The sequence below is a fragment of the Streptomyces sp. NBC_01257 genome (assembly GCF_035917255.1).
GTDB lineage: Bacteria > Actinomycetota > Actinomycetes > Streptomycetales > Streptomycetaceae > Streptomyces.
In genome coordinates this window covers 2,758,818-2,784,925 of sequence record NZ_CP108472.1, presented here as the reverse complement: position 1 = coordinate 2,784,925, position 26,108 = coordinate 2,758,818, and the positions used below count along the sequence as shown (strand labels likewise).

The 26,108-nt window shown below is 72.4% G+C and carries 24 protein-coding genes; 8 read left to right on the top strand and 16 right to left on the bottom strand.

Annotated elements, in window-relative coordinates; genetic code table 11:
* Positions 1–5: 5 nt before the first annotated feature.
* On the bottom strand, positions 6–875 hold the full coding sequence (gene ddaH, locus OG408_RS11750) for a dimethylargininase (protein WP_353051427.1): 870 nt from the start codon (positions 873–875) through the stop codon (positions 6–8).
* A 351-nt stretch (positions 876–1,226) separates the two neighbouring features.
* Here ddaH and OG408_RS11745 point away from each other — a divergent pair, with 351 nt between their 5' ends.
* Positions 1,227–1,973 carry a bifunctional DNA primase/polymerase gene (locus OG408_RS11745; RefSeq protein WP_266778076.1) on the top strand — a complete coding sequence of 249 codons (747 nt, stop codon included), beginning with the start codon at positions 1,227–1,229 and terminating at the stop codon, positions 1,971–1,973.
* A gap of 112 nt (positions 1,974–2,085) precedes the next feature.
* Here OG408_RS11745 and OG408_RS11740 read toward each other — a convergent pair whose 3' ends face one another.
* The 7 genes from OG408_RS11740 to OG408_RS11710 form a co-directional block, all read right to left on the bottom strand.
* Entirely contained in the window at positions 2,086–3,018 is a 933-nt protein-coding gene (locus OG408_RS11740) for a hypothetical protein (protein WP_266778075.1), read from the bottom strand.
* Entirely contained in the window at positions 2,951–3,922 is a 972-nt protein-coding gene (gene efeU, locus OG408_RS11735; protein ID WP_266778073.1) for an iron uptake transporter permease EfeU, read from the bottom strand. The genes OG408_RS11740 and efeU overlap by 68 nt, the downstream gene beginning before the upstream one ends.
* A gap of 30 nt (positions 3,923–3,952) precedes the next feature.
* The gene (efeB, locus tag OG408_RS11730) at positions 3,953–5,227 is read right to left on the bottom strand and encodes an iron uptake transporter deferrochelatase/peroxidase subunit (protein WP_266778071.1); all 1,275 of its coding nucleotides are present in this window, start codon (positions 5,225–5,227) and stop codon (positions 3,953–3,955) included.
* 23 nt (positions 5,228–5,250) lie between these two features.
* The gene (gene efeO, locus OG408_RS11725; RefSeq protein WP_266778069.1) at positions 5,251–6,387 is read right to left on the bottom strand and encodes an iron uptake system protein EfeO; all 1,137 of its coding nucleotides are present in this window, start codon (positions 6,385–6,387) and stop codon (positions 5,251–5,253) included.
* A gap of 210 nt (positions 6,388–6,597) precedes the next feature.
* Positions 6,598–7,437, bottom strand: coding sequence for a heme ABC transporter ATP-binding protein (locus OG408_RS11720; RefSeq protein WP_326669736.1), 840 nt, complete (start codon positions 7,435–7,437; stop codon positions 6,598–6,600).
* Positions 7,434–8,510, bottom strand: coding sequence for a FecCD family ABC transporter permease (locus tag OG408_RS11715; RefSeq protein ID WP_326669734.1), 1,077 nt, complete (start codon positions 8,508–8,510; stop codon positions 7,434–7,436). The genes OG408_RS11720 and OG408_RS11715 overlap by 4 nt, the downstream gene beginning before the upstream one ends.
* Positions 8,507–9,586 (bottom strand): heme/hemin ABC transporter substrate-binding protein, encoded by a 1,080-nt coding sequence (locus tag OG408_RS11710; RefSeq protein ID WP_326669732.1) that lies wholly within the window; start codon positions 9,584–9,586, stop codon positions 8,507–8,509. The genes OG408_RS11715 and OG408_RS11710 overlap by 4 nt, the downstream gene beginning before the upstream one ends.
* A 133-nt stretch (positions 9,587–9,719) precedes the next feature.
* Here OG408_RS11710 and OG408_RS11705 point away from each other — a divergent pair, with 133 nt between their 5' ends.
* The 3 genes from OG408_RS11705 to OG408_RS11695 all read left to right on the top strand — a co-directional run bounded on the left by OG408_RS11705 (position 9,720) and on the right by OG408_RS11695 (position 13,504).
* Positions 9,720–11,129 carry an HtaA domain-containing protein gene (locus OG408_RS11705; RefSeq protein WP_326669730.1) on the top strand — a complete coding sequence of 470 codons (1,410 nt, stop codon included), beginning with the start codon at positions 9,720–9,722 and terminating at the stop codon, positions 11,127–11,129.
* A 73-nt stretch (positions 11,130–11,202) separates the two neighbouring features.
* Complete coding sequence (locus OG408_RS11700; RefSeq protein WP_326669728.1) at positions 11,203–12,747, top strand: HtaA domain-containing protein; 1,545 nt, start codon at positions 11,203–11,205, stop codon at positions 12,745–12,747.
* A gap of 79 nt (positions 12,748–12,826) precedes the next feature.
* On the top strand, positions 12,827–13,504 hold the full coding sequence (locus tag OG408_RS11695) for a PhzF family phenazine biosynthesis protein (protein ID WP_285565197.1): 678 nt from the start codon (positions 12,827–12,829) through the stop codon (positions 13,502–13,504).
* 113 nt (positions 13,505–13,617) lie between these two features.
* Here OG408_RS11695 and OG408_RS11690 read toward each other — a convergent pair whose 3' ends face one another.
* Both OG408_RS11690 and map read right to left on the bottom strand, forming a co-directional pair.
* Positions 13,618–14,283 (bottom strand): biliverdin-producing heme oxygenase, encoded by a 666-nt coding sequence (locus OG408_RS11690; protein WP_266778055.1) that lies wholly within the window; start codon positions 14,281–14,283, stop codon positions 13,618–13,620.
* Between the two features lie 228 nt (positions 14,284–14,511).
* The gene (map, locus tag OG408_RS11685) at positions 14,512–15,369 is read right to left on the bottom strand and encodes a type I methionyl aminopeptidase (RefSeq protein ID WP_266778054.1); all 858 of its coding nucleotides are present in this window, start codon (positions 15,367–15,369) and stop codon (positions 14,512–14,514) included.
* Between the two features lie 58 nt (positions 15,370–15,427).
* On the opposite strand from map, the gene OG408_RS11680 reads away from it, so the two are divergent.
* Positions 15,428–15,661: a hypothetical protein gene (locus OG408_RS11680; protein ID WP_266778053.1), complete on the top strand. Its 234-nt coding sequence runs from the start codon at positions 15,428–15,430 to the stop codon at positions 15,659–15,661.
* A 34-nt stretch (positions 15,662–15,695) separates the two neighbouring features.
* On the opposite strand, the gene OG408_RS11675 is transcribed toward OG408_RS11680, so the two are convergent.
* The gene (locus tag OG408_RS11675) at positions 15,696–17,009 is read right to left on the bottom strand and encodes an MFS transporter (protein WP_326669724.1); all 1,314 of its coding nucleotides are present in this window, start codon (positions 17,007–17,009) and stop codon (positions 15,696–15,698) included.
* An 89-nt stretch (positions 17,010–17,098) separates the two neighbouring features.
* Positions 17,099–17,701, bottom strand: a complete 603-nt coding sequence (locus tag OG408_RS11670) for a hypothetical protein (protein WP_285565195.1) — start codon at positions 17,699–17,701, stop codon at positions 17,099–17,101.
* 141 nt (positions 17,702–17,842) lie between these two features.
* Between OG408_RS11670 and npdG the strand changes: the two genes are divergently transcribed.
* Positions 17,843–18,553 (top strand): NADPH-dependent F420 reductase, encoded by a 711-nt coding sequence (gene npdG / locus OG408_RS11665; protein WP_326669722.1) that lies wholly within the window; start codon positions 17,843–17,845, stop codon positions 18,551–18,553.
* Between the two features lie 87 nt (positions 18,554–18,640).
* Complete coding sequence (locus tag OG408_RS11660) at positions 18,641–18,826, top strand: hypothetical protein (protein ID WP_266778044.1); 186 nt, start codon at positions 18,641–18,643, stop codon at positions 18,824–18,826.
* A gap of 2 nt (positions 18,827–18,828) precedes the next feature.
* On the opposite strand, the gene OG408_RS11655 is transcribed toward OG408_RS11660, so the two are convergent.
* On the bottom strand, positions 18,829–19,626 hold the full coding sequence (locus OG408_RS11655) for a site-2 protease family protein (RefSeq protein WP_266778042.1): 798 nt from the start codon (positions 19,624–19,626) through the stop codon (positions 18,829–18,831).
* Positions 19,627–19,829: 203 nt separating this feature from the next.
* Here OG408_RS11655 and OG408_RS11650 point away from each other — a divergent pair, with 203 nt between their 5' ends.
* A complete protein-coding gene (locus tag OG408_RS11650; RefSeq protein ID WP_266778040.1) occupies positions 19,830–23,147 on the top strand; it encodes an ATP-binding protein in 3,318 nt (1,105 codons plus the stop codon).
* 8 nt (positions 23,148–23,155) lie between these two features.
* Here OG408_RS11650 and OG408_RS11645 read toward each other — a convergent pair whose 3' ends face one another.
* The 3 genes from OG408_RS11645 to panB form a co-directional block, all read right to left on the bottom strand.
* Positions 23,156–24,013 (bottom strand): ABC transporter permease, encoded by an 858-nt coding sequence (locus OG408_RS11645; protein WP_266778038.1) that lies wholly within the window; start codon positions 24,011–24,013, stop codon positions 23,156–23,158.
* Positions 24,010–25,029 carry an ATP-binding cassette domain-containing protein gene (locus OG408_RS11640; protein ID WP_266786101.1) on the bottom strand — a complete coding sequence of 340 codons (1,020 nt, stop codon included), beginning with the start codon at positions 25,027–25,029 and terminating at the stop codon, positions 24,010–24,012. The genes OG408_RS11645 and OG408_RS11640 overlap by 4 nt, the downstream gene beginning before the upstream one ends.
* Before the next feature lie 143 nt (positions 25,030–25,172).
* Positions 25,173–26,060, bottom strand: a complete 888-nt coding sequence (gene panB / locus OG408_RS11635) for a 3-methyl-2-oxobutanoate hydroxymethyltransferase (RefSeq protein ID WP_266778036.1) — start codon at positions 26,058–26,060, stop codon at positions 25,173–25,175.
* Positions 26,061–26,108 lie beyond the last annotated feature (48 nt).

Here is a 26,108-nt window from a genome sequence, read left to right as displayed (position 1 = left end):
CGCGGCTAGCCGCGCAGCTCCTGGGTGCAGCACTTCACGCTGCCGCCGCCCTTGAGCAGCTCGCCGAGGTCCATCGGCACCGGCTCGAAGCCGCGGTCCCGCAGCGGGTCGAACAGACCCGTGGCGGCCTGCGGCAGCAGCACGTGCAGCCCGTCACTCACCGCGTTCAGCCCGAACGCGGCCGCGTCCGCCTCGCTCGCGATCAGCGCGTCCGGGAAGAGCCGGGCCAGCACGGCCCGGCTGCCCGGCGAGAAGGCGCCCGGGTAGTACATGATCTCGTCGGCCGCGTCGTCGAGCACGCTCAGCGCCGTGTCCAGGTGGTAGTAGCGCGGATCGACCAGATCGAGGCCGATCACCGGCCGCCCGAAGAACTCCTGCGCCTCGTCGTGCGAGAGCGGGCTGGACCGGAAGCCGCGCCCCGCCAGGACGTACGAGGAGGTCACCGCGAAGTCGCCCTCGCCCTCGTTGACGTGGTCGGGCTCGTGGATCTCGGTGAAGCCGTGGCTCCGGAACCAGTCGCGGTGGGCGGCCGCCTCGGGGAAGCGTTCCTGGTAGGCGAAGCGGGCGCCCAGCACCCGGCCGTCGATGACGGTGGCCCCGTTGGCGGCGAAGACCATGTCCGGCAGGTCGGGGCGGGGCTCCAGGAGCTCGACGGTGTGGCCGAGGGCGCGGTAGCGGTCGCGCAGGTCCTCCCACTGGGTCTGGGCCAGCGGGAGGTCGACCGGCTTGGTGGGGTCCATCCAGGGATTGATGGAATACGTCACCTTGAAGTGCGCCGGGGCGCACATCAGGTAGCGGCGGGGTGTGGACCGACGGCCGGGGGTGCGGCGCGAAGCGCCCTCATGAGGGGCGGCGGCGGGGTGACGTGTGGGCAATGAGGGCTCCTCACGAATCGTCGCGGCGGCATTGGTGGCCGCTGCGGCCGGTGCGTCGCACGGGTGTGTGCGTGAAGCCCATGGTGCGCCGTCCCGGGCCGCGGCGCAGTGAACCGATCGGGTGGTTCCGTACAGCTGTGTGAGATCCGGCCCCCCGGTGGAGTGCACGGGCGCCGGCCGCCCCCTTCCAGGGGCTCCGATCACCGGAAATTCAGCTGCCATTTCCCGACAAACAGTGCGATAGCGGTCAGCTGAGGCCATCGGTGGTCGTACCCCGCTTCAGGACTCTGGCCACCCGAAGCGCAGGATGGTGGGACCATGGGCAGGGGCAACGCTGAGGTAAGGGGATAGATGGGCGCCGATTTCAGTCGCGGTCGCGGCTCGGAGAGCAGGTTTTCCCACTGGCTGCGCCGACGGCCCAAACCGCAGCAGGGCGATGTCGACGGCACCGCACGGGAGGCGCTGCTCCTGGCTGTCGCCGAGGCCGGGATGCCGATCGCGCCCGCCGCCCACCCGGTCGGCTACCGATGTTCGTGCGAACGCATCGGCTGTCCCACCCCGGCCAGGCACCCGGTCTCCTTCGCCTGGCAGACCCAGTCCACCACCGACCGGGCACAGATCGAGCGCTGGGCCCTCAGCCAGCCGCAGGCCAACTTCATCACGGCCACCGGCATGATCCACGACGTGCTCGACGTCCCGCTCTCGGCCGGCACCCAGGCGCTGGAGCGGCTCCTCGCCGCCGGAATCGACGTGGGCCCGGTGGCCCGCTCCGGCGACGACCGGATGCTCTTCTTCACCGCGACGCGCGGTACGCCGGAGGACGAGGACGAGTGGTGGCCGTGCGAGCTGGACTGCCACCCCGAGACGATGGACGAGCACCCAGGACTGCGCTGGCACTGCCGCGGCAGCTACGTGCTGCTGCCGCCGGCCATGCTCCCGGGTGAACTCGACGTCAGCTGGGTGCGGGGGCCGGAGAACCCGCTGCCCGACCCGCTGACGCTGCTGGAGACCCTGACGGACGCCTGTGCGCGGTTCGTGGGCTCCGCGGAGCAGAGCGACGTCGACCACGACTCGGTGGCCTGGCCGCTGAGCCGGTAGGGGACGTCCCGCCGCGATCGTGCGGGAGCCCCGGACCGGGCGTCCGGGGCCTTCCGCCCGCGCGCCCGGTGCTGCTGGACCGGCGCCGTCGGCGCGGTGCGTCCGCCCGCTGCTAGGAACCCTTGGCCGACGTCAGGCCCGGCAGCCGGTTCAGCATGATCACCTTGCCCGTGCCTGCGCCCTTCTTCGGGACGTACACCAGCTGGCCCGAGATCCGCTCCTTGGTGAGCGTGCTCCGCACCTCACCGGTCAGCAGCGCCTCGACGTCCCGGCTGACCGTCGGGCGCAGCCCTTGCGCCGCGGTCTGCTGCTCGAAGTGCTTGCTGCTGAAGAAGACCAGTGCGCCGCCGTCGTCCGTCTCCAGGGCGAGCGGCGCGAACAGGCCGCTGTTCAGCGGCTGGTCGATGTACTGGTACGAGAAACCCGCCCGCCGCGTGTTCAGCCGGCTCTGGCGCCAGACCGAGGTGGCCGTGCCGGGGGCGAACGCGTCCGGCGTGCCCTTCTGCAGGTAGCCCGTGTACTGCGCGCCCAGGTCCTTCGGGGCGACCGCCAGTCCGGGCCCGTCCGCCGCCACCGGCTTCGCCCGGCCCTCGTCGTCCTTCGCGAAGTCGGGGATCCGGGACGGGGCGACGACCGCGAGATAGGCGGCCTTCCAGCCCTGGCCGGGGCCGGACTTGACGAAGGCGAACAGCCAGCGGGTGTCCAGCTTCCCGCCGTCCTGGTCACGGTTGGAGTCGGTGTCCGCGAGGAACCACCGCGGCCAGCCCGCCTTCTCGGGGATGACGTAGGTGGCGTCGGTCAGCTCCAGCGGCCGGTGGTTCGCGTTGCCGTCCGGATTGTTCTTCTGCCGGGCCCGCAGACCCGCCTGGTTGACCGCGCCGAGCGCACCGGTGACCTCGTCCTCGTCCAGCGCGGGGTCGTAGGCCTTGTCCGCCGCGTTGTACGCGGCGGTGAAGTTCTTCAGGGCCTGCGCGGCCTCAGACCGCGTCGCCGCCGGGACGACTTCCAGCTCGCCGTGCACCGTCACGCACCCGCTCGCCGTCATGCTCAGCACCGTCGCTGCCGCGAGCCCCGTCGCCAGCCGAACCGGCCTCAGGCTTTTCATCCGTTGCTTTCCGCGCCTTCTGATCCGTCGCCCCCACTGACCGTCCGAACCCTACCGGGGACAGGAACAGCGCGAGGGTGGGGATCAGATACAGCGCCCACACCGTGATCTGGAGAACGGTCGGATCCGGCTGGAAGTTGAACGTCCCCTTCAGCAGCGTGCCGTACCAGCTGTCCGGCGGAATCGTGGCGCTGATGTCGAACGCCCGGTTCTGCAGCCCGCCGATGAACTCCGCCTCCTGCAAGTCGTGGACTCCGTAGGCGAGTACACCCGCCGCGACGACCACCAGCATGCCGCCGGTCCAGGTGAAGAACTTCGCGAGGTTGATCTGCAGCGCACCGCGGTAGAACAGCCAGCCCAGCACCACGGCCGACAGGATGCCGAGCAGCGCGCCGATCATCGGATGCCAGCCGTCGTCCGCCGCGTGCACCGCACGCCACACGAACAGCGAGGTCTCCAGCCCCTCCCGGCCCACCGCCAGCAGCGCCGTGGCGACCAGCGCACCGGTCCCCATCGCGAGCGCCGCGTCGAGCTTGCCGTGCAGCTCCGCCTTCAGGTGCCGGGCGGTGCGCCGCATCCAGAAGACCATCCAGGTGACCAGGCCCACCGAGAGGACCGACAGCGAACCGCCCAGCGCCTCCTGGGCCTTGAACGTCATCTCCTGCGAACCGAATTCGAGACCGGCGCCGAAGGCCAGGCTGACGACGACGGCGATGGCGACACCGATCCAGATCGGCAGCAGCCTGCTCCGGTTGCCGGTCTTCACCAGGTACGCGATGAGAATGCAGACGACCAGGCTGGCTTCGAGCCCTTCGCGCAGGCCGATCAGGTAGTTACTGAACACGTCTCGGTTCCCTTTCCGCTTCGAGTCCCGTTACGAGAACAGCGCCCGGCCCCACCAGTCGTCCGTGTCCCGGACGCCCGGCGGGACGGCGAAGTGCGCCGAACCCACGTGCTGGATGTACTCGTTGAGTGCGTCGTGTGCCGCCAGGCGCCGCTGCAGCGGTACGAACGCCGTGCGGGTGTCGCGCTGGTAGGCGAGGAAGAACAGCCCGGCGTCGAGCCGGCCCAGGCCGTCCGTGCCGTCGGTGAAGGAGTAGCCGCGCCGCAGGATCGTCGCCCCGTCGTTGGTGTCGGGGTGCGCGAGGCGTACATGGGCGGTCGGCAGCATCGCCTTCAGGAACGGCTCGTCGCGTTCCTTCGCCTTTCCGACCGGGGCGCCCTCGCCCTTGTCGCGGCCGAAGACGTCCTCCTGCTCCTGCAGTCCGGTCCGGTCCCAGGTCTCGATGTGCATCCGGATGCGCCGGGCCACCAGGTACGAACCCCCGGCCATCCAGCCGGCGTCCTTCCCGTCGGCCCACACGTGCCGGTCCAGGGCCGCGGTGTCGGTGCCGGAGATGTTCCGGGTGCCGTCCTTGAAGCCCATCATGTTGCGCGGGGTCTGCGCGTCGGGCGTCGTCGACGAGGTCTTGCCGAAGCCCAGCTGGGACCAGCGGATCGCGGTGCGGCCCATGCCGATCCTGGCGAGGTTGCGGATCGCGTGCACCGCCACCTGCGGGTCGTCCGCACAGGCCTGGACACACAGGTCGCCGCCGCTGCGGGCCCGGTCGAGGTTGTCGCCCGGGAACTTCGGCAGGTCGACGAGCGCGCCGGGGCGCCGGTCCTCCAGGCCGAAGCGGCCCTTCGCGAACAGGGACGGGCCGAAGCCGACGGTCAGCGTCAGCCGGGACGGCCTGAGGCCGAGCGCCTCGCCCGTGTCGTCCGGCGGCGCCTCGGCCAGGCCCCCGTAGGCGCCGTCGCCGACCGCGTGCCCGGCCGTCATCCGCTCGGCCGCCCGGGTCCACTCCTTGAGCAGCGCGACCAGTTCGGCCCGGTCCTCCGTCGTGACGTCGAACGCGGCGAAGTGCAGCCGGTCCTGGACGGCGGTGGCGATCCCGGCCTGGTGCGCCCCGTGGAACGGCACCGCGGCGCCGCTGTCCGCGGCGGTCACGGCGGTGTCCCCGGACCGCACCGCGGCCGCGGTACCGCCGGCCACTGCGGCACCGAGCGCGAGCCCGGCGCCGCCCCAGCCGAGCAGCGCCCGCCGCGAGGGGGCACGGCCGGGGGTCCCGGCGGCGTCGCCGGTCGGCTGCTGATCCTGCTCGGACATGCCCGGGACCTCTTTCCGGCCGGTTACTTCGTCACCGCTGCGGCGAGCCGGGAGAGCGGCTCGGCCAGCGCGTTGACCGCGTCGGACAGCTCCTTGCGGTCCGCCTTGCCGACCTTCTCGTACGAGGTGAAGGCGTAGGAGCTCTTGTCCTCGCGGTACTTGTCGAGCAGCGTGTTCAGAGCCGCGAACCGCTTGTCCAGGGTGGCGGTCAGCGCCGCGTCGTTCTTCGACGCGATCGGCTTCAGCAGCTGGTAGGACTGCTCCGCGCCCTCGACGTTGGCCTTGAAGTCGACCAGGTCGGTGTGGCTGTAGCGCTCCTCCTCGCCGGTCACCTTGCCGGTCGCCACCTCGTCGAGGAGCTCCTTGGCACCGTTGGCCATCGAGGTCGGGGTGATGTCCGCCGTGCCGACCCGCTTCTGCCAGTCGAGCAGGTCCTTGTGGAGGGTCGGCGCGAGGGCCTTCTCCTCGGCGCCCAGCTTCTTGTCCTGCCACAGCGCCTTCTCCAGGCGGTGCCAGCCGGTCCACTTCTGGCCGTCCTCCAGGCCGTCCGCGCGGACGTCGACCTTCGGGTCGATGTCACCGAAGGACTCGGCGACCGGCTCGGTGCGCTCCCAGCCGATCCGGGAGTCGGCGTACGCCTTCTTCGCGGCCTCCAGGTCGCCGGCGGCGACGGCGTCCGTGAAGACCTTGACCTTCGGCAGGGTCTCGTCGGCCTGCGCCTGGACGTAGGTGCGGTAGGCGGCGACGGCCTTGTCCATCTCGGGGCTGCGCTTGGCCGCCTTGCCGCCGCTGACCTCGATCTTCTGCCGGATGCCGTGGCCCTTCATACCGGGCTTGCAGGCGATCTCGTACGAACCGGCCTTGATCTCGGCCGTGATGGTGGCCTTGGTGCCCGGGCCGATGTTCTCCCGCTCGGCCACGATGCGGTCGTCCGGGAACAGGACGTAGACCTCGGTGACCTTGGAGCCCTTGTTCTGGACGGCCAGTTCGACGTGACCGGCCGGCAGCTTCGTCTTCGACACGTCGCAGGAGTCGTCCTTGGCGACGACCTGGACGGCGCCCTCGCCCTTGCCGTCGCTCTTCTCGGCGCAGCCCGTGACAGCGGTCAGAGCGGCCACGGTGGCGGCAGCGGTGACGACGGAGAAACGAACGGCTCGCATACGGGCTCCACATGAGGACGAAGGAGGAGGATGGGGATGAGGGGAGAGCGGAAACACGGCCGGACGGAGCCGGGTGAGGCGGACCTAACTTAACCGAGGCTTACCTGACCGATACCCCTCCGTGCAGTGATTCAACTCTCACTGGGGACGCACAGGAACGGGGGGATCACGGTCGACCCATGAGCGAACCCGTAACGGGTCAAGCGAGGGTCAAGAGGCCCGGTCCGGTACGACGAGGGGCACCCCGGTCCGCGGATGCGGGAACACCTCGACGGACTGCCGGTAGACCCCGCTGAGCAACGCGCTCGTGAACACCTCGGCCGGCGGGCCCGCCACGGAGATCCGCCCGTCGTGCAGCACCGCGGTCCGGTCCGCGTACGCGGCCGCGAGCCCCAGATCGTGCAGGACGACGACGACCGCGTCCCCGGCGGCGGCGCGCTCCCGGCAGATCCGCAGCACCAGTTCCTGGTGGCGCAGGTCGAGCGCGGCCGTCGGTTCGTCGAGCAGCAGCAGCGGGGCGCGCTGCGCCAGCACCCGGGCCAGCGCGACCCGGGCCCGCTCGCCGCCGGAGAGCGCGGAGAAGGGGCGCGCGGCGAACTCGGTGACCTCGGTGGCGGCCATCGCCGCGCGGACCGCGGGGTCGTCCTCGTCCGCCCGGTCCGTCCCGGCCCAGGGCGCCCGCCCCATCCGGACGACGTCCTCCACGGGGAACGGGAAGGAGAGCGCGGCGGACTGCGGCAGCACGGCCCGGCGCAGGGCCAGTTCGGGCGCGGACCAGGCAGTGACCGGGCGCCCGTCGATCCGTACCTCCCCGCCCTGGGCGGGCAGGTCGGCGGCGAGCGCGGCCAGCAGGGTCGACTTGCCGGCCCCGTTCGGGCCGACGAGCGCCAGCACCTCGCCCGCGTGGGCCGTCAGGTCGATGGAGCCGAGCACCTGCCGCCCGCCCAGGCGGACCCGCAGTCCGCGCGTCTCGGCGAGCGGGTCGCCGGGGGAGACGGGCACGGGCAGGGTCCGTCCCCGTACCGCGAAGAGGTTCCGCAGCGTCCTCATGCCCAACCACCTTGCTTGCGACGGGTCCTGCGCAGCAGCCAGAAGAAGAACGGGCTGCCGAAGAGCGCGGTCAGTACGCCGAGCGGCAGCTCGGCCGGGTCGGCGACGGTCCGGGCAGCGAGGTCGCCGGCGACGAGCACCAGCGCGCCGCCCAGCGCGCTGCCGGGCACCAGGAAGCGGTGGCCGGGACCGTTCGCCATCCGCAGCAGGTGCGGCACCAGCAGTCCCACGAACGAGATGATCCCGGCGACCGCCACAGCGGCGGCGGTCAGCAGCGCCACCACGAGCACCAGCACCATGCGCAGCCGTTCGACGTCGACCCCGAGGTGCCGGGCGGGCCGCTCGCCGAGCGCCAGCAGGTCCAGCTTCCGGGCATAGAACGGAGCGATGACGAGGCCGAGGACCGCGCACGGCAGCACGGCCAGCACCTTGGGCCAGGTGGCCTGGGCCAGTGAGCCGAGCTGCCAGAAGGTGATCTGGGTGATCTGCGCGTTGTCGGCGAAGAAGATGAACAGGCCGATCAGGGCGCCCGCGAAGGCGTTGACGGCGATGCCGGTGAGGATCAGCGTCACCACCTCCGTCCGGCCGCCCGACCGCGACAGCGCGTACACCAGCAGGACGGTGAGCAGTCCGGCGACGAACGCGCAGACGGTGATGGTCCAGTTGCCGAAGAAGCTCAGCCCCAGCGCGATCGAGGCGACCGCGCCGACCGCCGCCCCCGCGGAGATCCCGATGACGCCGGGCTCGGCGAGCGGATTGCCGAACACGCCCTGCATCAGTGCCCCCGCGCAGCCGAGCGAGGCGCCGACCAGCAGCGCGAGGACGACCCTCGGCAGCCGTACGTTCCACAGGACGCTCTCGCCGACCCGGTCCAGGGCGTGACCGCCCAGCCCGATCCGGTGCTGGACGGAGCCGAGGACGTCGCCGAGCGGGATGCTGTACGCGCCGAGCCCGGCGGACAGCAGGCAGCACACGACCAGGGCGGCGAGCAGTCCGGCGGTCAGGGTGACGGCCGTGGAGCGGCGCGCGCGGGGGACCGCCCGGCCGGCGGATGCCTCGTGTGCGGTGGTCACTTGGCCGCACCGTCCCCGGGGTAGAGCTGGGCGACCAGTTCGCTCAGCACCCGGTCGGTGCGCGGCCCGTAGTTCAGCAGCACTCCGTCGTCGACCGAGACGATCCGCCGGTCCATCCCGGCCGGGGTCTCGGCGACGCCCGGAATCTTCACCAGCCCGTCGACGCCGCCGACCGAGTCGAGCCCCTTCGTCATCACGAGGATCGCGTCGGGCGCCGCCTTGGCCAGGGCTTCGCTGGTGATGGCGGTGAAGTCCTTCTTCAGCCCGGACGCCTTGCCCGCGTCCACTGCGCCCGCCGCTTCGAGCAGCGAACTCGCCCCGGACTCCCGGCCGCCCAGCAGATAGACGGAGGCGGAGCCGCGCAGATAGAGGAAGGCGACGCGCGGCCTCCCGGCGCCGCCGGCCGGTGCGGGGACGGACTTCCGTACGGCGTCGATACGGTCCCGGGTGCGCTCGGTGAGCTCGTCGCCGGACTCCGGTACGCCGAGGGCTGCGGCCACCGTGTCGATCCGGCGGCCGACGTCGGAGAGTTCCTTGGCCGGTTCGACGACCACGAGCGGAATGCCGGCGTCCCGGATCTGGCCGATGGCCTCGGCCGGTCCGGTCGTGGTGTCGGCGAGGACGACGGTGGGCCGCAGCGACAGGACGCTCTCCGCCGACACGTCATGGGCCCGGGTCACCACGGGGAGCTTCGCCGCCTGTTCGAAGGTGGCGGTGATGTCGCGGGCCACGACCTGCTTTCCGAGGCCGAGCGTGAAGACGATCTCGCTCAGGCTGCCGGTCAGCGGCACGATCCGGTCCGCCGAGGTGATCGTGGTCCGCTTCCCGTCCGCCGACGTCACCGTGACGGGCAGCCGCGGTGCGGGCGTGCCGGTCAGCGGCTCGATCCGGTCGGTGTCCGCGGCCGCCGGGGTCCCGGCGCCCGCCGTCCTCGCCGCGGGAGCCCCGGTGTCCCCGCAGCCGGCCAGTACCAGGGCCGAGGCCAGGGCGAGGGCTGCCGTCAGGGCGCCGGTGCGCCGGCGGCCCGGTCGCGCGGTGTCCCGGCCCGGTGGGGCGAAGTCCTGCGAGATGCGCACTGGGCACCGTCCTGTCGTTCTGCGGCGTGCAGTTGATGGGGGATTGCGAGAAATGTGACGGAAAGGGGTACCGACACAAGATGTACATACCTTAGGTTAGCCTTACCTCATCTTCTAGACCTCGGAGGGGTCCATGCCGCCGTACCGACCTGCCCGCGCGCTCGCCGTCGCGCTTCTCGCGGTCCTGCTGGGAGCCCTGCTCCCGGCGGCCACCGCGCAAGCGGCGAACCGTATGGTGCAGGGCGGCCGCCTCGACTGGGGCATCAAGTCCTCGTTCCAGAGCTACGTCACGGGCCCCATCGCGCAAGGCAGTTGGAGCCTGACGGGCGGCGCCGCCACGGTCGGCGGCAGCCAGTTCCGCTTCCACTCCGCGACCGGTTCCTACGATCCGGCGAGCGGCGCCTTCCGGGCCGGCTTCTCGGGCGGTGTGCACTTCACCGGGCACAAGAAGCCCGGCGGCGGCAACGAACTGGACCTCACCATCAGCCGTCCCACCGTCCGGATCCAGGGCGGCAGCGGCACGGTGTACGCGGACATGGTCAGCAGGGACCGGGGGACCGGTCGCGTCACCTCCGCCGCCCAGGTCCCGCTGGCCACGCTCGGCCTGTCCGGGATCGACATGAGGGGCGGGGCCACCCCCGTGGCCCTCAACAACGTCCCGGCGACGCTGACCTCACAGGGCGCCAGGTCCTTCGCCGGCTACTACACGGCAGGCACCCCGCTGGACGCGGTCAGCCTCTCCGTGGACACCTCGGCCCCGGCGGGAAAGCCCGCCGCCTCGACCTCTCCCGGGCAGCCGAAGAGCAGCGCGAAGCCGAAGGAGACCGCGGGCCGCATCGAGGACGCCGCCGTCGACTGGGGCGTGCGCCGCACCTTCCGCGAGTACGTCACCGGCTCGATCGGCCGGGGGAAGTGGACCCTGGCCGGAGGCGCCCAGGACGGCGGAGCACTCTTCCGTTTCCCGAAGGGCACGGGCACGTACGACCCGGAGAAGCAGGCCCTGGCGGCGGACTTCGCGGGCAGTGTCCGCTTCGCCGGGGCGCACGGCCTCGATCTGACGCTCTCCCGGTTCGCGGTCGGGCTGAAGGCGGGCCGGGGCACGCTCAGCGCCGACGTCCGGAGCGACGGCGACACCCGCAGGGCCGTACCCCTCATCACCTTCACCGCCGAGGACTTCGCCCCGACGAACGGCCTCGCGGTCCTCACAGAGGCTCCCGCCACCCTGACCGCGGAGGGCGCCAAGGCCTTCGGCTCCCTCTACAAGGCGGGCACCGCGATGGACCCGGTCTCGCTCGCCGTGGCCGTCGAAGCGGCGGCGAAGCTGCCCGCCCTCCCCGACCTGGGCAGCGAACCCGTCCCCTCGGCGGAGCCGTCGGGCACCGCTCCGGCGAAGACCACCGTGGCCGCGGCCACGGTGGCGGACGACACCTCGCACAGCTGGCTGTACGTGACCCTCGGCGGCGCCGGTGTGCTCGCCGCGGCAGCGGCCGGCGTGCTCTTCCTCGTACGCCGCAACCGCTCCACGACGCCCCCTGCTTCCTGACCCCCGCACCCCCCCTCCCTCCCCCCACACCACCCCCGTTGATCCCTGTTCATTCCTGAGGAGACCCCCGACCATGGCAGCCACCCGCCGCCCCATAGCCCTCGCCGCAGCCGTAACCACGGCCGCCGCCCTCGGCGCCGCCTTCGCCCTCCCGGCACTCGCGGCCGAATCGTCCCCGCAGGGCGCCGCTGCCGCTCCGGAGATGGAGCTGAAGGACGGCACGCTGGACTGGGGCTTCAAGGAGTCCTTCCGCAAGTACATCGGCGCCGCCGGAAAGATCACGGTCAAGGACGGCGCCACCCAGGCCGCGGGCAACGGTGTGTTCACCTTTGTCAACGGCAAGGGCACGTACGACATGACCACGCACGGCACCGACACCGCCTTCCAGGGCGGCGTCAACTTCTCGGCGCACGGCGGCGTCCTGGACATCACGCTCTCGGACGTCAAGCTCTCCACGGCCGGCAAGGGCGGCGCGATCACCGCCGACGTGGCGACCCCGCAGGGCACCGCGAACGACGTGGCGGTCGCCGACCTCGACCTGTCGGCCGTCCGGCCGGGGCAGGGCGCGGGCGGCACGATGGTCTTCAAGGACATCCCGGCGAAGCTGACGAAGGCGGGCTCCGCGGCCTTCAACGGCCAGTACAAGGAAGGCGAGGTGCTCGACCCCGTCACGCTCACCGTGAAGGCGGTCGCCGCCCCCACGGAGAAGCCGACCGAGAAGCCGACCGAGAAGCCGACGGAGAAGCCGACCGAAAAGCCCACGGAGAAGCCGACCGAGAAGCCCACCACGAAGCCGACCGCCAAGCCGACGGAGTCCGCACCGAAGCCGAGCCCGAGCACCACGGCGACCGACAAGCCGGCCGCCGACCCGGGCGCGATCGTCGACGGCACCCTGGACTGGGGCGTCAAGGCGTCCTTCCGTTCGTACGTCACGGGCCCCATCGCCCACGGCAAGGCCGAGACGACGGCCGGCGCCACCGCGTCCGGCAACGGGTACCGCTTCCCCGACGCCACCGGCCGCTTCGACGCCGGCAAGCAGACCCTGAGCGCCCTGTTCGACGGCAAGGTCCGCTTCCTCGGGCACGAGGAGGACGGTGCGTACACCCTCGACCTGTCCCTCACCAACCTGGAGATCCAGGCGGACGGAACCAAGGGCAGGCTCATCGCCGACGTGTCCACCAAGGACCGTGCGACGAAGAAGGTCGCCACCTACACCGGTCTGGCCGTCGCCGACCTCAAGCTGCCCGCCGGCGGACTCACCGCCAGGAACGGCGTGGTGACGCTCTCGGCCGTGCCCGCGACCCTGACCGCCGACGGCACCAAGGCCTTCGGCGGGATGTACCCGGCGGGTGAGCGGCTCGACGCGCTGACCGTCGCGGTCGCCCTCGACAAGAACGCCGAACTCCCGTCCACCGGCGGCTCGACGGGCGGCTCGTCCACCACCTCCGGTTCGGCCGCCGGCGGTTCCGTGAGCGGCGGCGGCACGGTCGGCGGCTCGGGCGCCCTGGCCTCCACCGGCGCCGGCCTCCCGGCCGGCGCGCTCATCGCCGCATCGGGCGTCATCGTGGCGGCCGGCGCCGGAGCGGTCGTCGTGGCCCGCCGTCGCCGCACCGTCTGACCCGCCCCACCGCGCGACACCACCGCCCGGGTGCCTGCCCTCCGACGGGCAGGCACCCGGGCGGTGCTTGAATGCGGACGTGAGCGACTACGACGTACCCGCCGGCAGAGGCATCGACGTCCTGCGCGTGTTCTGCGGCCCCGACGGCCGGCACGGCAACGCCCTCGGAGTCGTACGCGACGGGCGCGACCACCCGGACGAGGCGTCACGGCAGCAACTCGCCCGTCAGCTCGGCTTCAGCGAGACCGTGTTCGTGGACGACCCCGAACGCGGCCGGCTGGACATCTACACCCCTGGGCTCCGCCTGCCGTTCGCCGGGCACCCCGTGGTCGGCGCCGCCTGGCTGCTGGACCTGGAGATCCTGGAACTGGAGGTGGGGGAGGTCTTCGCCCGTCAGGACGGCGAGTTCAGCTGGATCACCGCCCGCCCCGAGTGGGCGCCGCCGCGCACGCTCCAGCGGTACGCCTCGGTCGCCGAGGTCGACGCGCTGCCGGCCCCGCCGCCCGGCGAGGGCTGGCTCTACGCCTGGGCCTGGGAGGACGAGGCGGCGGGCCGGGTACGGGCGCGGGCGTTCCCGCGCCGGGACGACGGGATCGTGGAGGACGAGGCGACGGGGGCGGCGGCGCTGCTGCTCAGCGCGCAGCTGGGCCGCGCCCTGAACATCAGGCAGGGGCGCGGCTCCCAGATCCTCACGGCCCCGGCCCCGGACGGCGCGGTGGAGATCGGCGGCCGGGTCGTGCTGGCGGCTCAGGGCTGACCGGCCGGCGGCATCGGGCCCGCAACGGCAGGATCGAGCCCGCCCGGCGACTGAGGACACGACGAAGCGGCGGAGTACCCGAGCCCGGGCACCCCGCCGCCGACCGCCAAGGACTACGCGCTGAGCGGGAACACCTCGCCCAGCTCCCGGAACACCTCGGTGTTCAGCGCGAACGCCCGCTTGCACTCGTCCACGATCCGCTGCTTCTCCAGATCGTCCGCGTTCACCGCGTCCAGCAGCTCGCGGTAACCCCGCTTGAAGGAGGCGGGGTTGTCGATCTGCTCGAAGACGTAGAACCGCACCCCGTCGCCCTTGCGCGCGAAGCCCCAGGTCTTCTCCGCCTTGTCGCGGATGATCTGCCCGCCGGAGAGGTCGCCGAGGTAGCGCGTGTAGTGGTGCGCGATGTACCCGGCGGGCCAGTCGCGGGCGCACTCGGCGACCCGGCCGGCGTACGCGGCCGTCGCCGGCAGCGGCTCCAGGCCCGTACGCCAGTCGGCGCCCCGCAGATGCGCCAGATCGCGCTCCAGCTCGGCGGTGCGCATCAGCTCGGACTGTATGAACGGCCCGGCGACCGGGTCCGCCGCCAGCGCCCGGGCGCCGTCCTCCAGTGCCCGGTACACGAACCACAGCTGCTCGGTGTAGCGCGTGTACGCGTCCACGCCGAGCCGCCCGCCGAGCAGATCGCTCATGAAGGTCGAGGTCTCGGCCTCGGTGTGCTGCTCGTGCGACGCGGTACGGATCAGCGTCGAGAAGGGCGTGGCGGTGACGGTTGCGTCCAAGGCGGGCCTCCGGGGACCGAGGGGGACGGGAAGTCCAGAAAGAGACGGAAATATCGGCCTGCCGAGGTTGTCCGCCGCAGCGTGTGCCGATGGCTCGATCTTCCTACTTAGGCTTACCTAAGTCAACTGCTTCCCGACGGCCTGTCGGTAAAAACTGCCCGGGAGACGGCCGGAGAAACGAGAACGGCCGCCCCGGTGAGAGGCGGCCGTCAGGATGAAGGGGAGGGGCTACGGGAGCGTGAGGACGTCGGCGCCCGTCTCCGTCACCACCAGCGTGTGCTCGAACTGGGCGGTGCGCTTGCGGTCCTTCGTCACCACGGTCCAGCCGTCGTCCCACATGTCGTAGTCGTGGGACCCGAGCGTCAGCATCGGCTCGATGGTGAACGTCATGCCGGGCTGCATCACGGTGGTGGCGTGCGGGCTGTCGTAGTGCGGGATGATCAGCCCGGAGTGGAACGAGGAGTTGATCCCGTGCCCCGTGAAGTCCCGCACCACCCCGTATCCGAAGCGCTTGGCGTACGACTCGATGACCCGGCCGATCACATTGACCTGGCGGCCCGGCCGCACCGCCTTGATCGCCCGCCGCAGCGACTCCTCGGTGCGCTCCACGAGCAGCCGCGACTCCTCGTCCACGTCGCCGCAGAGGTAGGTGGCGTTGTTGTCGCCGTGCACACCGTTGATGTACGCCGTCACGTCGAGGTTCACGATGTCGCCGTCGCGCAGCACCGTGGAGTCCGGAATGCCGTGGCAGATGACCTCGTTGAGCGAGGTGCACAGCGACTTGGGGAAACCGCGGTAGCCCAGCGTCGACGGGTAGGCGCCGTGGTCGCACATGAACTCGTGCGCGACCCGGTCGAGTTCGTCCGTCGTGACCCCCGGCGCGATGTGCTTCGCGGCCTCGCCCATCGCCTGCGCGGCGATGCGTCCCGCGATGCGCATGCGCTCGACGGTGTCGGCGTCCTGGACCTCCGGGCCGGTGTACGGCGTCGGGGCCGGCTTGCCGACATACTCGGGGCGCCGGATGTTTCCGGGCACGGAACGGACGGGAGTGAGCTCCCCTGGTACAAGCAGCGACTGGCCAGACATGCCAGCGAGTCTAACCAGCGCGCCTGGGGCAGCATGGCATCAAGGAAAGGAGCCGGAGATGGCCCTGTTCAAGAAGCGCACGGTCGGCAAGCCGGGCGAGTGGTTCTACTGCCTGGAGCACAAGAAGGTCGAGGAGGGCCCCGAGTGCCCGGCCAAGGACCGCTTCGGCCCGTACACCTCCCGCCAGGAGGCGCAGCACGCCATGGAGACGGCACAGGCCAGGAACCTGGAGTGGGAGACCGACCCGAAGTGGCACGACCGCCAGGGGCCGGACGAGGACACGAACGGCTGAGGGCTGACGGGTCCGGGGCGCGAGCGCCCCGGGCTCAGCCCGTCGGCGCCGCCGCCCGCAGCGTCTCCTCGCTCTGCGCCCGTCGGCGCAGCGCGTCCTCGTCGGTCTCCGAGTCGTACGTCAGCAGCTTCGGCAGTGCGGCGGCCAGCAGCGCCACCGAGGCCACGCACGCCACACCGCCGCTCCACACCGCGGTCCGGGTCCCCGTCCACCCCGCCATGCCGCCGGCCCGCACCTGGCCCAGCTGCGGGCCCACGCTGTACGAGAGCACCTCGATGCCCGCCAGCCGGCCCCGCAGCTCCTCCGGGATCGTCTGGTTCCAGATGGTCGAGCGGCCGAGGCCGCTGAGCATGTCGCCCGCGCCGGCGACCGTCAGGCAGATCAGCACCAGCCAGATGTCGCCGAACCAGCCGGCCGCCGCGATCGCCAGCCCCCAGACGGCCGCACCGAACACCACGAACAGTCCGTGCCGGCGCACCCGTGCGGTCCAGCCGCTGGTCAGGCCGAGCACGAGGGAGCCGACCGAGCCCGCCGCGTACATCAGTCCCAGCGACCACTCCGCGTCCAGCTCGTCGGCGAGGAACGGGAAGATCGTGTTCGGGAAGGCGAAGAACATCGCCGCCATGTCGATCGCGTACGTCCCCAGCAGCACCGGCCGGCTCCACGCGTAGCGCGCGCCCTCCGCGATGCCCCGCAGGGACGGCTTCGTCCCCTTCTCCGCGGGCGGGGCGGGCGCGAGCCTGCGGCAGAGCACCACGGAGACGGCGAACGTGACCACGGTGACCGCGTACGCCGTGGCGTGCCCGGCGTACGCCACCACCAGGCCGGCCAGCGCCGGGCCCAGGATCGCGCCGGCCTGCCAGCGCAGCGAGTTCAGCGCGGCGGCTGCGCCCAGCTGGTCGTGCGGCACGATGCGGGCCATCAGCGAGTCGAGCGCGGGCCGCTGGAGCCCGGCGAGCGCGGAGACACCGCCGGCCACCACGTAGAGCGGCCAGAGCATCGGGTCGGGCAGGGCCGCGTTCACCAGCAGGACGAGCGCGAGCAGGCCGAGCCCCGCCTCGGTGGCCAGAATGACCTTGCGGCGGTCGGCCGCGTCGGCGAGCGCACCGCCGTAGAGCCCGAACACGACCAGGGGCACCAGCTCGACCGCACCCATCGCGCCCACGGCGAGCGGCGACCCGGTCAGGTCCTTGATCTGGAGCGGCAGCGCGATCAGCGCCATGAAACTGCCGAAGTAGGTGACGATCCCCTGCACCCACAGCAGACGGAAGTCCGCCGAGGAACGCCAGGGCGAGAGATCGGGGAGCAGCGCGGCGACTTTGGCGGCGAGGGAGGGGCGAGGGGTCACGAGGAGCCATGCTCCGCCGTGACACCGGCCGGGAGCAAATACGTTTCACCAGGTGAGGGCGGACGCGTCACACGGCGGGGCCCGCCCCGCTACCACCGCGGCGGGGGCGGCGCGGTCAGCTGGTCGGCGAGCCGGGACAGCCGGTCCCGGAAGCGCAGCCGGCCGCGCGGCACGGGCGCGCTGTTCTCCCCGGCCGCCGCGCTGACCAGGTGCTGGACGGTGTCCAGGTCCACGTCGTCGCCGCCCGTCACGGACAGGGCCTCGTGGGCGAGCCCCCGCACCTCCGGATCGCCGTTGTCCAGCGAGAGCACCGTCGCCCCCGCCCGGCGGGCGTCGTGCACCCGCTCCAGCAGCCCCTCGCCCGGCCGCTCCGGCACCACCACGAGCAGCGTCTCGCCCCGCCCGGCCGTCTCGATCCGGCCGAGCCCCACGGCCAGGTGCGCCGGGTCGCCCGGCTCCACCCGGTGGCGTACCAGCGTCGGCGTCAGCTCGGGCAGCCCCGACCAGGTGGACTCGTCGACCAGATGGGCCGCCAGGTGCCACGGCTCGTACGCCTCGGTCCCCACCAGCAGCAGCCCCCCGCCGTGCGGCACGACGGACGAGCGCAGTGCCCCCGCGAACCGGCGGGTGGCCGCCGGCCACTGGGTCCCGGCCAGCACCTCACGCAGCAGCGCCACACGTACGGCATCCATGGCCCGGCATCATGCACCAACCCCGTCCCCGGCACCGGCGAACGCCGGCGGAACCACCCGAACGGGACCCATGGGGCGACCCGTCCCACCGGCCGGGAGAGACCGCCCCCGCTCCCCGTACCTGGCAGTAGTGTCGGGGCCATGACTACGAATGACAGCGGCAGCGCGCCCAAGCCCCCTGCCAAGGACTCCTGGGACCTCCCCGACGTGTCCGGTCTGACCATCGGTGTGCTCGGCGGCACCGGCCCGCAGGGCCGCGGACTCGCCTACCGGTTCGCCCGCGCGGGCCAGGACGTGATCATCGGATCCCGTGCGGCCGACCGGGCGCAGGCCGCCGCCGACGAGCTGGGCCACGGCGTCCGGGGGGCCGACAACGCCGCGTGCGCGCGCGACAGCGACGTCGTGATCGTGGCCGTGCCGTGGGACGGGCACGCCAAGACCCTGGAGTCCCTGCGCGACGAGCTCGCCGGCAAGCTCGTCATCGACTGCGTCAACCCGCTCGGCTTCGACAAGAAGGGCGCCTACGCCCTGAAGCCCGAGGAGGGCAGCGCCGCCGAGCAGGCCGCCGCCCTGCTCCCGGAGTCCCGCGTCACCGCCGCCTTCCACCACCTCTCGGCCGTGCTGCTCCAGGACGAGACGATCGAGGAGATCGACACCGACGTCCTGGTGCTGGGCGAGGCCCGCGCCGACACCGACACCGTCCAGGCCCTGGCCGGCCGCATCCCCGGGATGCGCGGCATCTTCGCGGGCCGGCTCCGCAACGCCCACCAGGTCGAGTCGCTCGTCGCCAACCTGATCTCCGTCAACCGCCGCTACAAGGCACACGCCGGACTGCGCACCACCGACGTCTGAGCCGGCGCGGCACCCTGCTCGGAGCGGCCGGAGGCATGGGGGACACTGGACGGGACCGCGCACCACCCCCCGACAGGAGCCACCCCCATGCCCCGCCTCGCTCTCTACGCCATCGCCGTCTGCGTCCTCGCCGTCGCGGCCGCCGTGATCTCCTTCGTGCAGGGCAGCTGGCTCATCGGGATCGTCTGGGTGCTGCTGGTCGGGCTCTCGTCCAACATGGCCTGGTACTACGTACGCCGTCAGCGCGCCGCCCGGCCCGCGCGGAGCGCCTAGAGCTACCCGTTCATCGCACACACCGGGTTCGCCGTCTGCCAGAAGCGGTAGGCGTCGAGACCGCAGTACGTCTCGAACTCGCTGACGCCCAGCGACCGCAGCAGCGCGTCGATCGCGTCGAAGAACGCCGCGTGCACCTCGGGGACCCACAGCAGGGCGAAGACCGCGATCAGCCCGAACGGTGCGATCGGCTCCACCGCGCGCCGGACCGAGTGCGAGAGCCACGGCTCGATCACCCCGTAACCGTCGAGCCCCGGCACCGGCACCGAGTTCAGGATCGCGGCCGTCACCTGGAGCAGCGCCAGGAAGGCCAGGGCGTACCGGAAGGCGACCGGGACGCCGTCCAGCGCGTCCAGCCAGAACGGCGCGGTGCACACGAGCGCGAACAGGACGTTGGTGAGGGGCCCCGCCGCAGAGATCAGGCTGTGCCTCCAGCGGCCGCGGATCCGGCCCCGCTCGATGAAGACCGCGCCACCCGGCAGCCCGATACCGCCCATGATCACGAACAGCACGGGCAGCACGATGCTCAGCAGCGCATGGGTGTACTTCAGCGGGTTGAGGGTCAGGTATCCCTTGGCGCCGATGGAGATGTCGCCGCTGTGCAGCGCCGTCCTGGCGTGGGCGTACTCGTGGAGACAGAGCGAGACGACCCAGGCCGCCGTGACGAAGAGGAACGTGGCGAAGCCCGGCTGCTCGGCGAAGCCCGTCCACACCGCCCAGCCGGACACCGCCGTCACGGCGGCGATGCCGAGGAACACCGGGCTGATCCGCCGGTCGCTGCGGGCTGTTGCGGTGGTCATCGGCGGGCTCCTGGTGGCTTCGGGAAGGGCGGGAGCGGGCGGGCGGCGAGCCCCGACCGTACAGGCGACACGGGGCAAACGTCTCGCATCCGGCCGGTGGTTCCGTGAAGGGTGGGGGGATGAGCGACAGGGCGGGGAACGGGACGGACGGGACCGGCCGGGCGCCGGTGCGGGGCACGGCCCCCGTCACGGACAATGGGCGCGTGCGCTACGGCATCCTCGGTACCACCCAGGCACTCCGCGACGACGGCACGGCCGTCGCCATCGGCGGGGCGCGGTTGCGCGCCCTGCTCGCCGTGCTCGCCCTGCGCCCCGGCCGGACGGTGCCCGTCGCGGTGCTCGTCGACGAGGTGTGGGACGGGGAGCCGCCCGCCGACGCGCCGGGCGCCCTGCAGGCCCTCGTGGGCCGGCTGCGGCGGATACTCGGCCATGCCGAGGTCGCGTCGGCGGACAGCGGCTACCGGCTGGCCGCCGAACCGGACAGCATCGACCTGTACCGGTTCGAGCGGCTCGCGGGGGAGGGGACCCGGGCGCTGGAGGCGGGCGATCCGGCCAAGGCCCTGAGCGTCCTCGACGACGCGCTGGGCCTGTGGCGCGGACCGGTCCTCGCCGACCTCCCCGACCGCCACACCGTCGCGACGCGCTGGACGGCCCGCCGGCTCGACGCCCGCCGGGCCAGGATCACCGCGGCGCTCGCGCTCGGCCGGGCCGACGAGGTGCTGCCGGAGCTGGCCGCGCTCTGCGGCGAGCACCCCCTCGACGAACCCCTCCAGGCACTGCGGCTGCGGGCCCTGCGCGACGCGGGACGCACCGCCCAGGCCCTGGCCGCGTACGACGAGGTGCGCACCGTCCTCGCCGACCGCCTCGGCACCGATCCCGGGCCCGCGCTCAGCGCGCTGCACGCCGAACTGCTCCGCCAGGAACCGCCCCGCACCGCCCCGCGGCCGGCCCCCGTCGCTCCCGCCCCCGTCGTCCGCCAGGGCAACCTCCGGGCCAGGCTCACCAGCTTCGTCGGACGCGAGAGCGACATCGACGCGCTGCGCGGCGACCTCTCCCGGGCCCGGCTGGTCACCCTGCTCGGGCCGGGCGGGGCCGGGAAGACCCGGCTCTCCCAGGAGGCCGCCGAGTCCGTCGACCCGGCGGTGTGGCCGGACGGGGTCTGGCTGGCCGAGCTCGCGCCCGTCGACGATCCCGACGCGGTGCCGGAGGCGGTGCTCGGGGCACTCGGTGCCCGGGAGACCGTGCTGCGCGGCGCCGGCGCCGAGGAGCTCCGGGCCGCCGAACGGGGCGCCGGCGAACCGCTCGCCCGCCTCACCGAGTACTGCTCCCGCCGCCGCATGCTGCTGCTCCTGGACAACTGCGAGCATCTGATCGGGGCCGCCGCCGCCCTAGCCGACCACCTGCTGGCCCGTTGCCCGGGTCTCACCGTCCTCGCCACCAGTCGCGAACCCCTCGGTGTGCCCGGCGAGTTCGTCCGGCCCGTCGAGCCGCTGCCCGCCCCGACGGCCCTGCGCCTGCTGGCCGAGCGCGGCGCCGCCGCCCTGCCCGGCTTCCGGGTCGACGCCGACGGGGCGACCGCGGTGGCCACCGCCGAGATCTGCCGCCGGCTGGACGGCCTGCCGCTCGCCATCGAACTCGCCGCCGCCCGGCTGCGGATGCTCACCCCGCACCAGATCGCCGAGCGGCTCGACGACCGGTTCCGGCTGCTGACCAACGGCAGCCGCACCGTGCTCCCGCGCCAGCAGACCCTGCGGGCCGTCGTCGACTGGTCCTGGGACCTCCTCGCCGAGGAGGAGCGCAGCACCCTGCGCAGGCTCTCCGTCTTCGCCGGCGGCTGCACCCTCGAAGCGGCCGAGGCGGTCTGCGCCTACGGACCGGAGCAGGCGCACGAGGTCGCCGGGCTGCTCGGCTCCCTCGTCGACAAGTCCCTGGTCGTGGCCGCACCGACAGCGGACGGCGCGATGCGCTACCGGCTGCTGGAGACCGTCGGCGAGTACGCGGCGCAGCGGCTGGAGGAGTCCGGGGAGCGGGAGGACGTCGAGCGCCGCCACCAGGTGTACTTCCGGGAACTGGCCCGTACCACCGACCCGTTGCTCCGCGGCCCGGGACAGCGGGCCGCCATCGAGCTCCTGCGCCGGGAGTACGAGAACCTGCGCACCGCGCTGCGGCACGCCGTCGCCGCCCGCGACGAGCAGGAGGCGCTGTGCATGGTGATCTCGCTGTCCTGGTACTGGCAGATCCGCAATCTGCGCAGCGACGCGCTGCACTGGGCGGACGCCACCGCGGCCCTCGGGCCCGACCCGTTCGCCACGCCCGTGCGGCCCGCGCCCTCGATCCACGAGCGCTGCACCGACGCGCCCCCGCCGATGGGACCCGAACTGCTCCAGGAGGCCAGGCGCCAGGTGGCGCTGGTCCAGCTGGTCAGCATGGACCACGCGATGGACGAGTGGACGAACGAGGCCAGCATGGAGCGGCTGCGGGGGATCGCCGCGACCTACCGGGCCGGCCAGCCGCAGACCTGCCGGAGCCCCGCATCGCTGTGGTTCTTCGCCGTCATGCTCACCGGAGGCGTGCAGGACCTGCGTCACCTCCTGGACGAAACGGTCCGCGCCGCAAGGGAGTTCGCCTTCGAGTGGGAACTCGCCGCGGCACTCCAGATGCGTGCCAACGTGCTGGCCAACCGCCCCGACTGGGCGGGCGCGGCCCATGTGGACGCCGACGAGAGCCTGGAGATCTTCGACCGTCTCGGCGACGACTGGGGGATGGCCGAGGCGCTCTCCTCCCGCGGCGAGGCGAACGAGAAGACGGGCGACTACCCCCGCGCGGCCGAGGACTACCAGGCCGCGATCGGCTACGCGGAGAAGCTCGGCGCCCTGGCCCAGGTGTCGGTGCTCCGCACCCGGTACGCCGCCGTGCTCACCGAGCTCGGCCGCGGTCCGGAGGGTGAGGAGATCCTGCGCGAGGTGCTCGCCGACGGGCGGCACACGGGGCACGAGGCGAGACCGGCGGCGCGGCTCTTCCTGGCCATGTGGCTGGGCCGCAGCGGCCGTACCGCCGAGGCGCGCGAGCAGTTCGCGGTGCTGCTCGACGAGTTCAAGTCCCAGACGATGGCGATCTTCGAGGGCTTCGTGATCGGCGGTCTGGCCTGGCTGGACAACCAGGACGGTGAGTACGCCGGCGCGCTGGCGCAGGGCAGGCAGGCGCTGGCCCGCCTGGGCGACCCGCTGACGCAGATGGTGGCGCCGCAGATGGCCGTGATCCATCTGGTCACCCTGGCCTGGGCGCTGGGCGGGCTCGGCGAGGAGCGCGGGGCGGCCGTCGCCGCGCGGCTGCTGGCCGCCGGCCGGGAGCTGCTGCCCGAGGGGCACTTCCTGACGTCCATGGAACGGGAGAACTTCGCCCGTGCCGAGGAGCTGGCCCGTGCCGTGCTCGGAGACACCGGCTACGAGGCGGCGTACGCCGAGGGCGGCGGCCTCTCCCTGGAGGAGGCCGCCGCCCTCGTCGACGCGTACCGGGACTGACCGTCCGGTCAGGACTTCTTGCGGAACTTGGCCACCGCGAGCGGTGCCGTCACCGCGGTGATGACCACGGTCCAGCCGAGCGTCACCCAGACCGAGTGGGCCAGCGGCCCGCCCATCATCAGGGCGCGCGCGGCGTCGGCCAGGTTGGACAGCGGGTTGTAGTCGGTGAAGGTCTGGAGCCAGCCGGGCATCGTCTTCGTCGGGGCGAAGATCGAGGAGCCGAACTGGAGAGGCATCAGCACGAGCATCCCCATTCCCTGGACAGCCTGAGAGGTCTTCAGCGTCAGTCCGAGCAGGATGAAGATCCACATGATGGCGGCGCCGAAGGCGGCCGACAGGGCGATCGCCCCGATCAGGCCCAGCACCGACTCCTGGAGCTCCATGCCGAGGGCGAAGCCCATGCCCAGCAGGATGAGCGTGGCGACCATCATGCGGCCGAGCTCGACCACGATCTTCGCGATGAGCACCGAGGAACGGGCGATCGGCATCGTGCGGAACCGGTCCATGACGCCCTTGCGGAAGTCGTCGTTGACGCCGGAGCCGACCGCCATGGCGATGTTCATGCCCATCATCGCCATCAGACCGGGGATCAGGTAGTTCAGGTACTCCTGCCGGCCGCCGCCCATGCTGCCGCCGACCGAGCCGCCGAAGACGTAGACGAACAGCAGCGTGAAGATGACCGGCATCAGGAGCGCGTCGAACATCGACTCCGGATCCTTCTTGATCTGGAGCAGGTTGCGCCGCACCAGCGCCCCGATGTGGCGCAGGTTGTTCCGCAGTCCGATCCGGCCCTCGTCGTGGATCTTCCCGGCCGGGGCGGACGGGGCGGTACTGGTGGGGGTGGGCGTCAGAGTCGTGGTGCTCATGCCGCGACCTCCTGGGGAGTCGTGTCGGTGACGTGGGCCTTGTCGCCGGTGATGGCGAGGAACACCTCGTCCAGGCTGGGCAGTGCGGTGGCGACGTGCGCCAGTGCGAAGCCCCGGGTGCCGAGCAGGCCGATGACGGCGGTGAGCTGCTCGTCGCTGAGGATCGGGACGAACAGCAGCCCCTCGTCCGGAACCGCCTGGGCGCCCGCGACGCCGTCGAGACCGGTCTCCCGCAGCGCCTGCGCCATCGGGGCCAGGTCCGCCGGGTCGGCGGGGCGGATCTGCAGGGTGCGGCCGCCGACCTTGGCCTTCAGCTCGTCGACACCGCCGCGGGCGATGATCCTGCCCTGGTCGATGACGGTGAGCTCGTTGGCGAGCTGTTCGGCCTCTTCCATGTACTGGGTGGTGAGCAGCACGGTCGCCCCCTCCGCGACCATGCGCTGCACCTCGTCCCAGACCTCGTTACGGGTACGGGGGTCGAGCCCCGTCGTCGGTTCGTCCAGGTACAGGACGGCCGGGCTGCCGATCATGGAGGCGGCCAGGTCGAGCCGGCGCCGCATGCCGCCGGAGTACTCCATCGCGGCCTTCCTCGCCGCGTCGGTGAGCGAGAAGCGCTCCAGCAGTTCGTCGGCGCGCGAACGGGCCTTCTTGCGGGGGAGATCGAGCAGCCGCCCGATCATGTAGAGGTTCTCCCAGCCGGAGAGCTTCTCGTCGACCGAGGCGTACTGGCCGGTCAGGCCGATGGTGCGGCGCAGCGCGCGGGGCTGCTTCACCACGTCGTAGCCCGCCACGATCGCGTGTCCGGCGTCCGGCTGGATCAGGGTGGACAGGCAGCGGACGAGGGTGGTCTTGCCGGCGCCGTTGGGGCCGAGCACGCCGAGGACGGTGCCCTCGCGCACATCGAGGTCCACGCCGTCCAGAGCTTTGGTCGAGCCGTAGTGCTTGACCAGCCCCCGTACCTCGACGGCGTTGCCGCCGCTGCTGGGGTTCTTGTCGATTCGCGTCATGTCCACCATCAGACCAGGCGCCACCGACAACCCGCCGACAGTCCGCCGACAGCAGTGCGACAGCCCGCCGATGGGGGAAGTCGGCGGGCTGTCGGTGGTGCGGCAGTGGTCGTCGGGCCGTGCGACCTCAGGGCCTGGTGCCCCTCACGGCACTAGTGGAAGGTGTGCTCCGGCGCCGGGAAGGTGCCGCCGACGACCTCGTCCGCGTATGCCTTCGCCGCGTCGCCCAGGACCTGGCGCAGATTGGCGTACTGCTTGGTGAAGCGCGGCACCTTGCCGCCGGTCAGACCGACCATATCGGTGTAGACCAGCACCTGGGCGTCGGTGTCCGGACCGGCGCCGATGCCGATGGTCGGGATGTGCAGGGTGCGGGTGACCTCGGCGGCCAGTTCGGCCGGTACGAGCTCCAGGACGACGGCGAACGCGCCCGCGTCCTGCACGGCCTTGGCGTCGCGCAGCATCTGCTGGGCGGCCTCCTCGCCGCGGCCCTGCACCCGGTAGCCCATCGCGTTGACGGACTGCGGGGTCAGGCCGATGTGCGCCATGACCGGGATGCCGGCGTCGACCAGGAGCCTGATCTGCTCGTGGCTGCGCTCGCCGCCCTCCAGCTTGACCGCGCCGACGCCGGACTCCTTGATCAGCCGGGTGGCGTTGCGCAGGGCCTGGACGGGGCTCTCCTGGTAGGAGCCGAAGGGCAGGTCGGCGACGATCAGGGCACGCCGGGTGCCCCGGACGACGGCGGCGGACAGGATGGCGATCTCGTCCATCGTGACGGGCACGGTGGTCTCGTAGCCGAGGTGACAGTTGCCCATGGAGTCGCCGACGAGCATGACCGGGATGCCGGCCTCGTCGAAGACGGACGCGGTCATCGCGTCGTAGGCGGTGAGCATGGGCCACTTCTCGCCGCGCTCGGTGGCGGCGGCGATGTCGTGGACGGTGACCCGGCGGTTGCTCTTTCCTCCGTACAGCGCCTTGCTGCTGTCGGACGGGGCTCCCGCGGGGGGTGTGGCGGACTGGTTGTGCGCAGCCTGAAGCGACATTGCCAACGGCTCCTTCGTCATCTCGAGGCGCCCTGACGGCGTCCCCGG

Bases quoted from the DNA above. Each gene is read 5' to 3' on its own strand.
- OG408_RS11745 (WP_266778076.1), top strand. From the start codon at position 1,227: ATGGGCGCCGATTTCAGTCGCGGTCGCGGCTCGGAGAGCAGGTTTTCC.
- OG408_RS11740 (WP_266778075.1), bottom strand. From the start codon at position 3,018: ATGACGGCGAGCGGGTGCGTGACGGTGCACGGCGAGCTGGAAGTCGTC.
- efeB (WP_266778071.1), bottom strand. From the start codon at position 5,227: ATGTCCGAGCAGGATCAGCAGCCGACCGGCGACGCCGCCGGGACCCCC.
- efeO (WP_266778069.1), bottom strand. From the start codon at position 6,387: ATGCGAGCCGTTCGTTTCTCCGTCGTCACCGCTGCCGCCACCGTGGCC.
- OG408_RS11720 (WP_326669736.1), bottom strand. From the start codon at position 7,437: ATGAGGACGCTGCGGAACCTCTTCGCGGTACGGGGACGGACCCTGCCC.
- OG408_RS11705 (WP_326669730.1), top strand. From the start codon at position 9,720: ATGCCGCCGTACCGACCTGCCCGCGCGCTCGCCGTCGCGCTTCTCGCG.
- OG408_RS11700 (WP_326669728.1), top strand. From the start codon at position 11,203: ATGGCAGCCACCCGCCGCCCCATAGCCCTCGCCGCAGCCGTAACCACG.
- map (WP_266778054.1), bottom strand. From the start codon at position 15,369: ATGTCTGGCCAGTCGCTGCTTGTACCAGGGGAGCTCACTCCCGTCCGT.
- OG408_RS11680 (WP_266778053.1), top strand. From the start codon at position 15,428: ATGGCCCTGTTCAAGAAGCGCACGGTCGGCAAGCCGGGCGAGTGGTTC.
- OG408_RS11670 (WP_285565195.1), bottom strand. From the start codon at position 17,701: ATGGATGCCGTACGTGTGGCGCTGCTGCGTGAGGTGCTGGCCGGGACC.
- npdG (WP_326669722.1), top strand. From the start codon at position 17,843: ATGACTACGAATGACAGCGGCAGCGCGCCCAAGCCCCCTGCCAAGGAC.
- OG408_RS11660 (WP_266778044.1), top strand. From the start codon at position 18,641: ATGCCCCGCCTCGCTCTCTACGCCATCGCCGTCTGCGTCCTCGCCGTC.
- OG408_RS11655 (WP_266778042.1), bottom strand. From the start codon at position 19,626: ATGACCACCGCAACAGCCCGCAGCGACCGGCGGATCAGCCCGGTGTTC.
- OG408_RS11645 (WP_266778038.1), bottom strand. From the start codon at position 24,013: ATGAGCACCACGACTCTGACGCCCACCCCCACCAGTACCGCCCCGTCC.
- OG408_RS11640 (WP_266786101.1), bottom strand. From the start codon at position 25,029: ATGGTGGACATGACGCGAATCGACAAGAACCCCAGCAGCGGCGGCAAC.
- panB (WP_266778036.1), bottom strand. From the start codon at position 26,060: ATGTCGCTTCAGGCTGCGCACAACCAGTCCGCCACACCCCCCGCGGGA.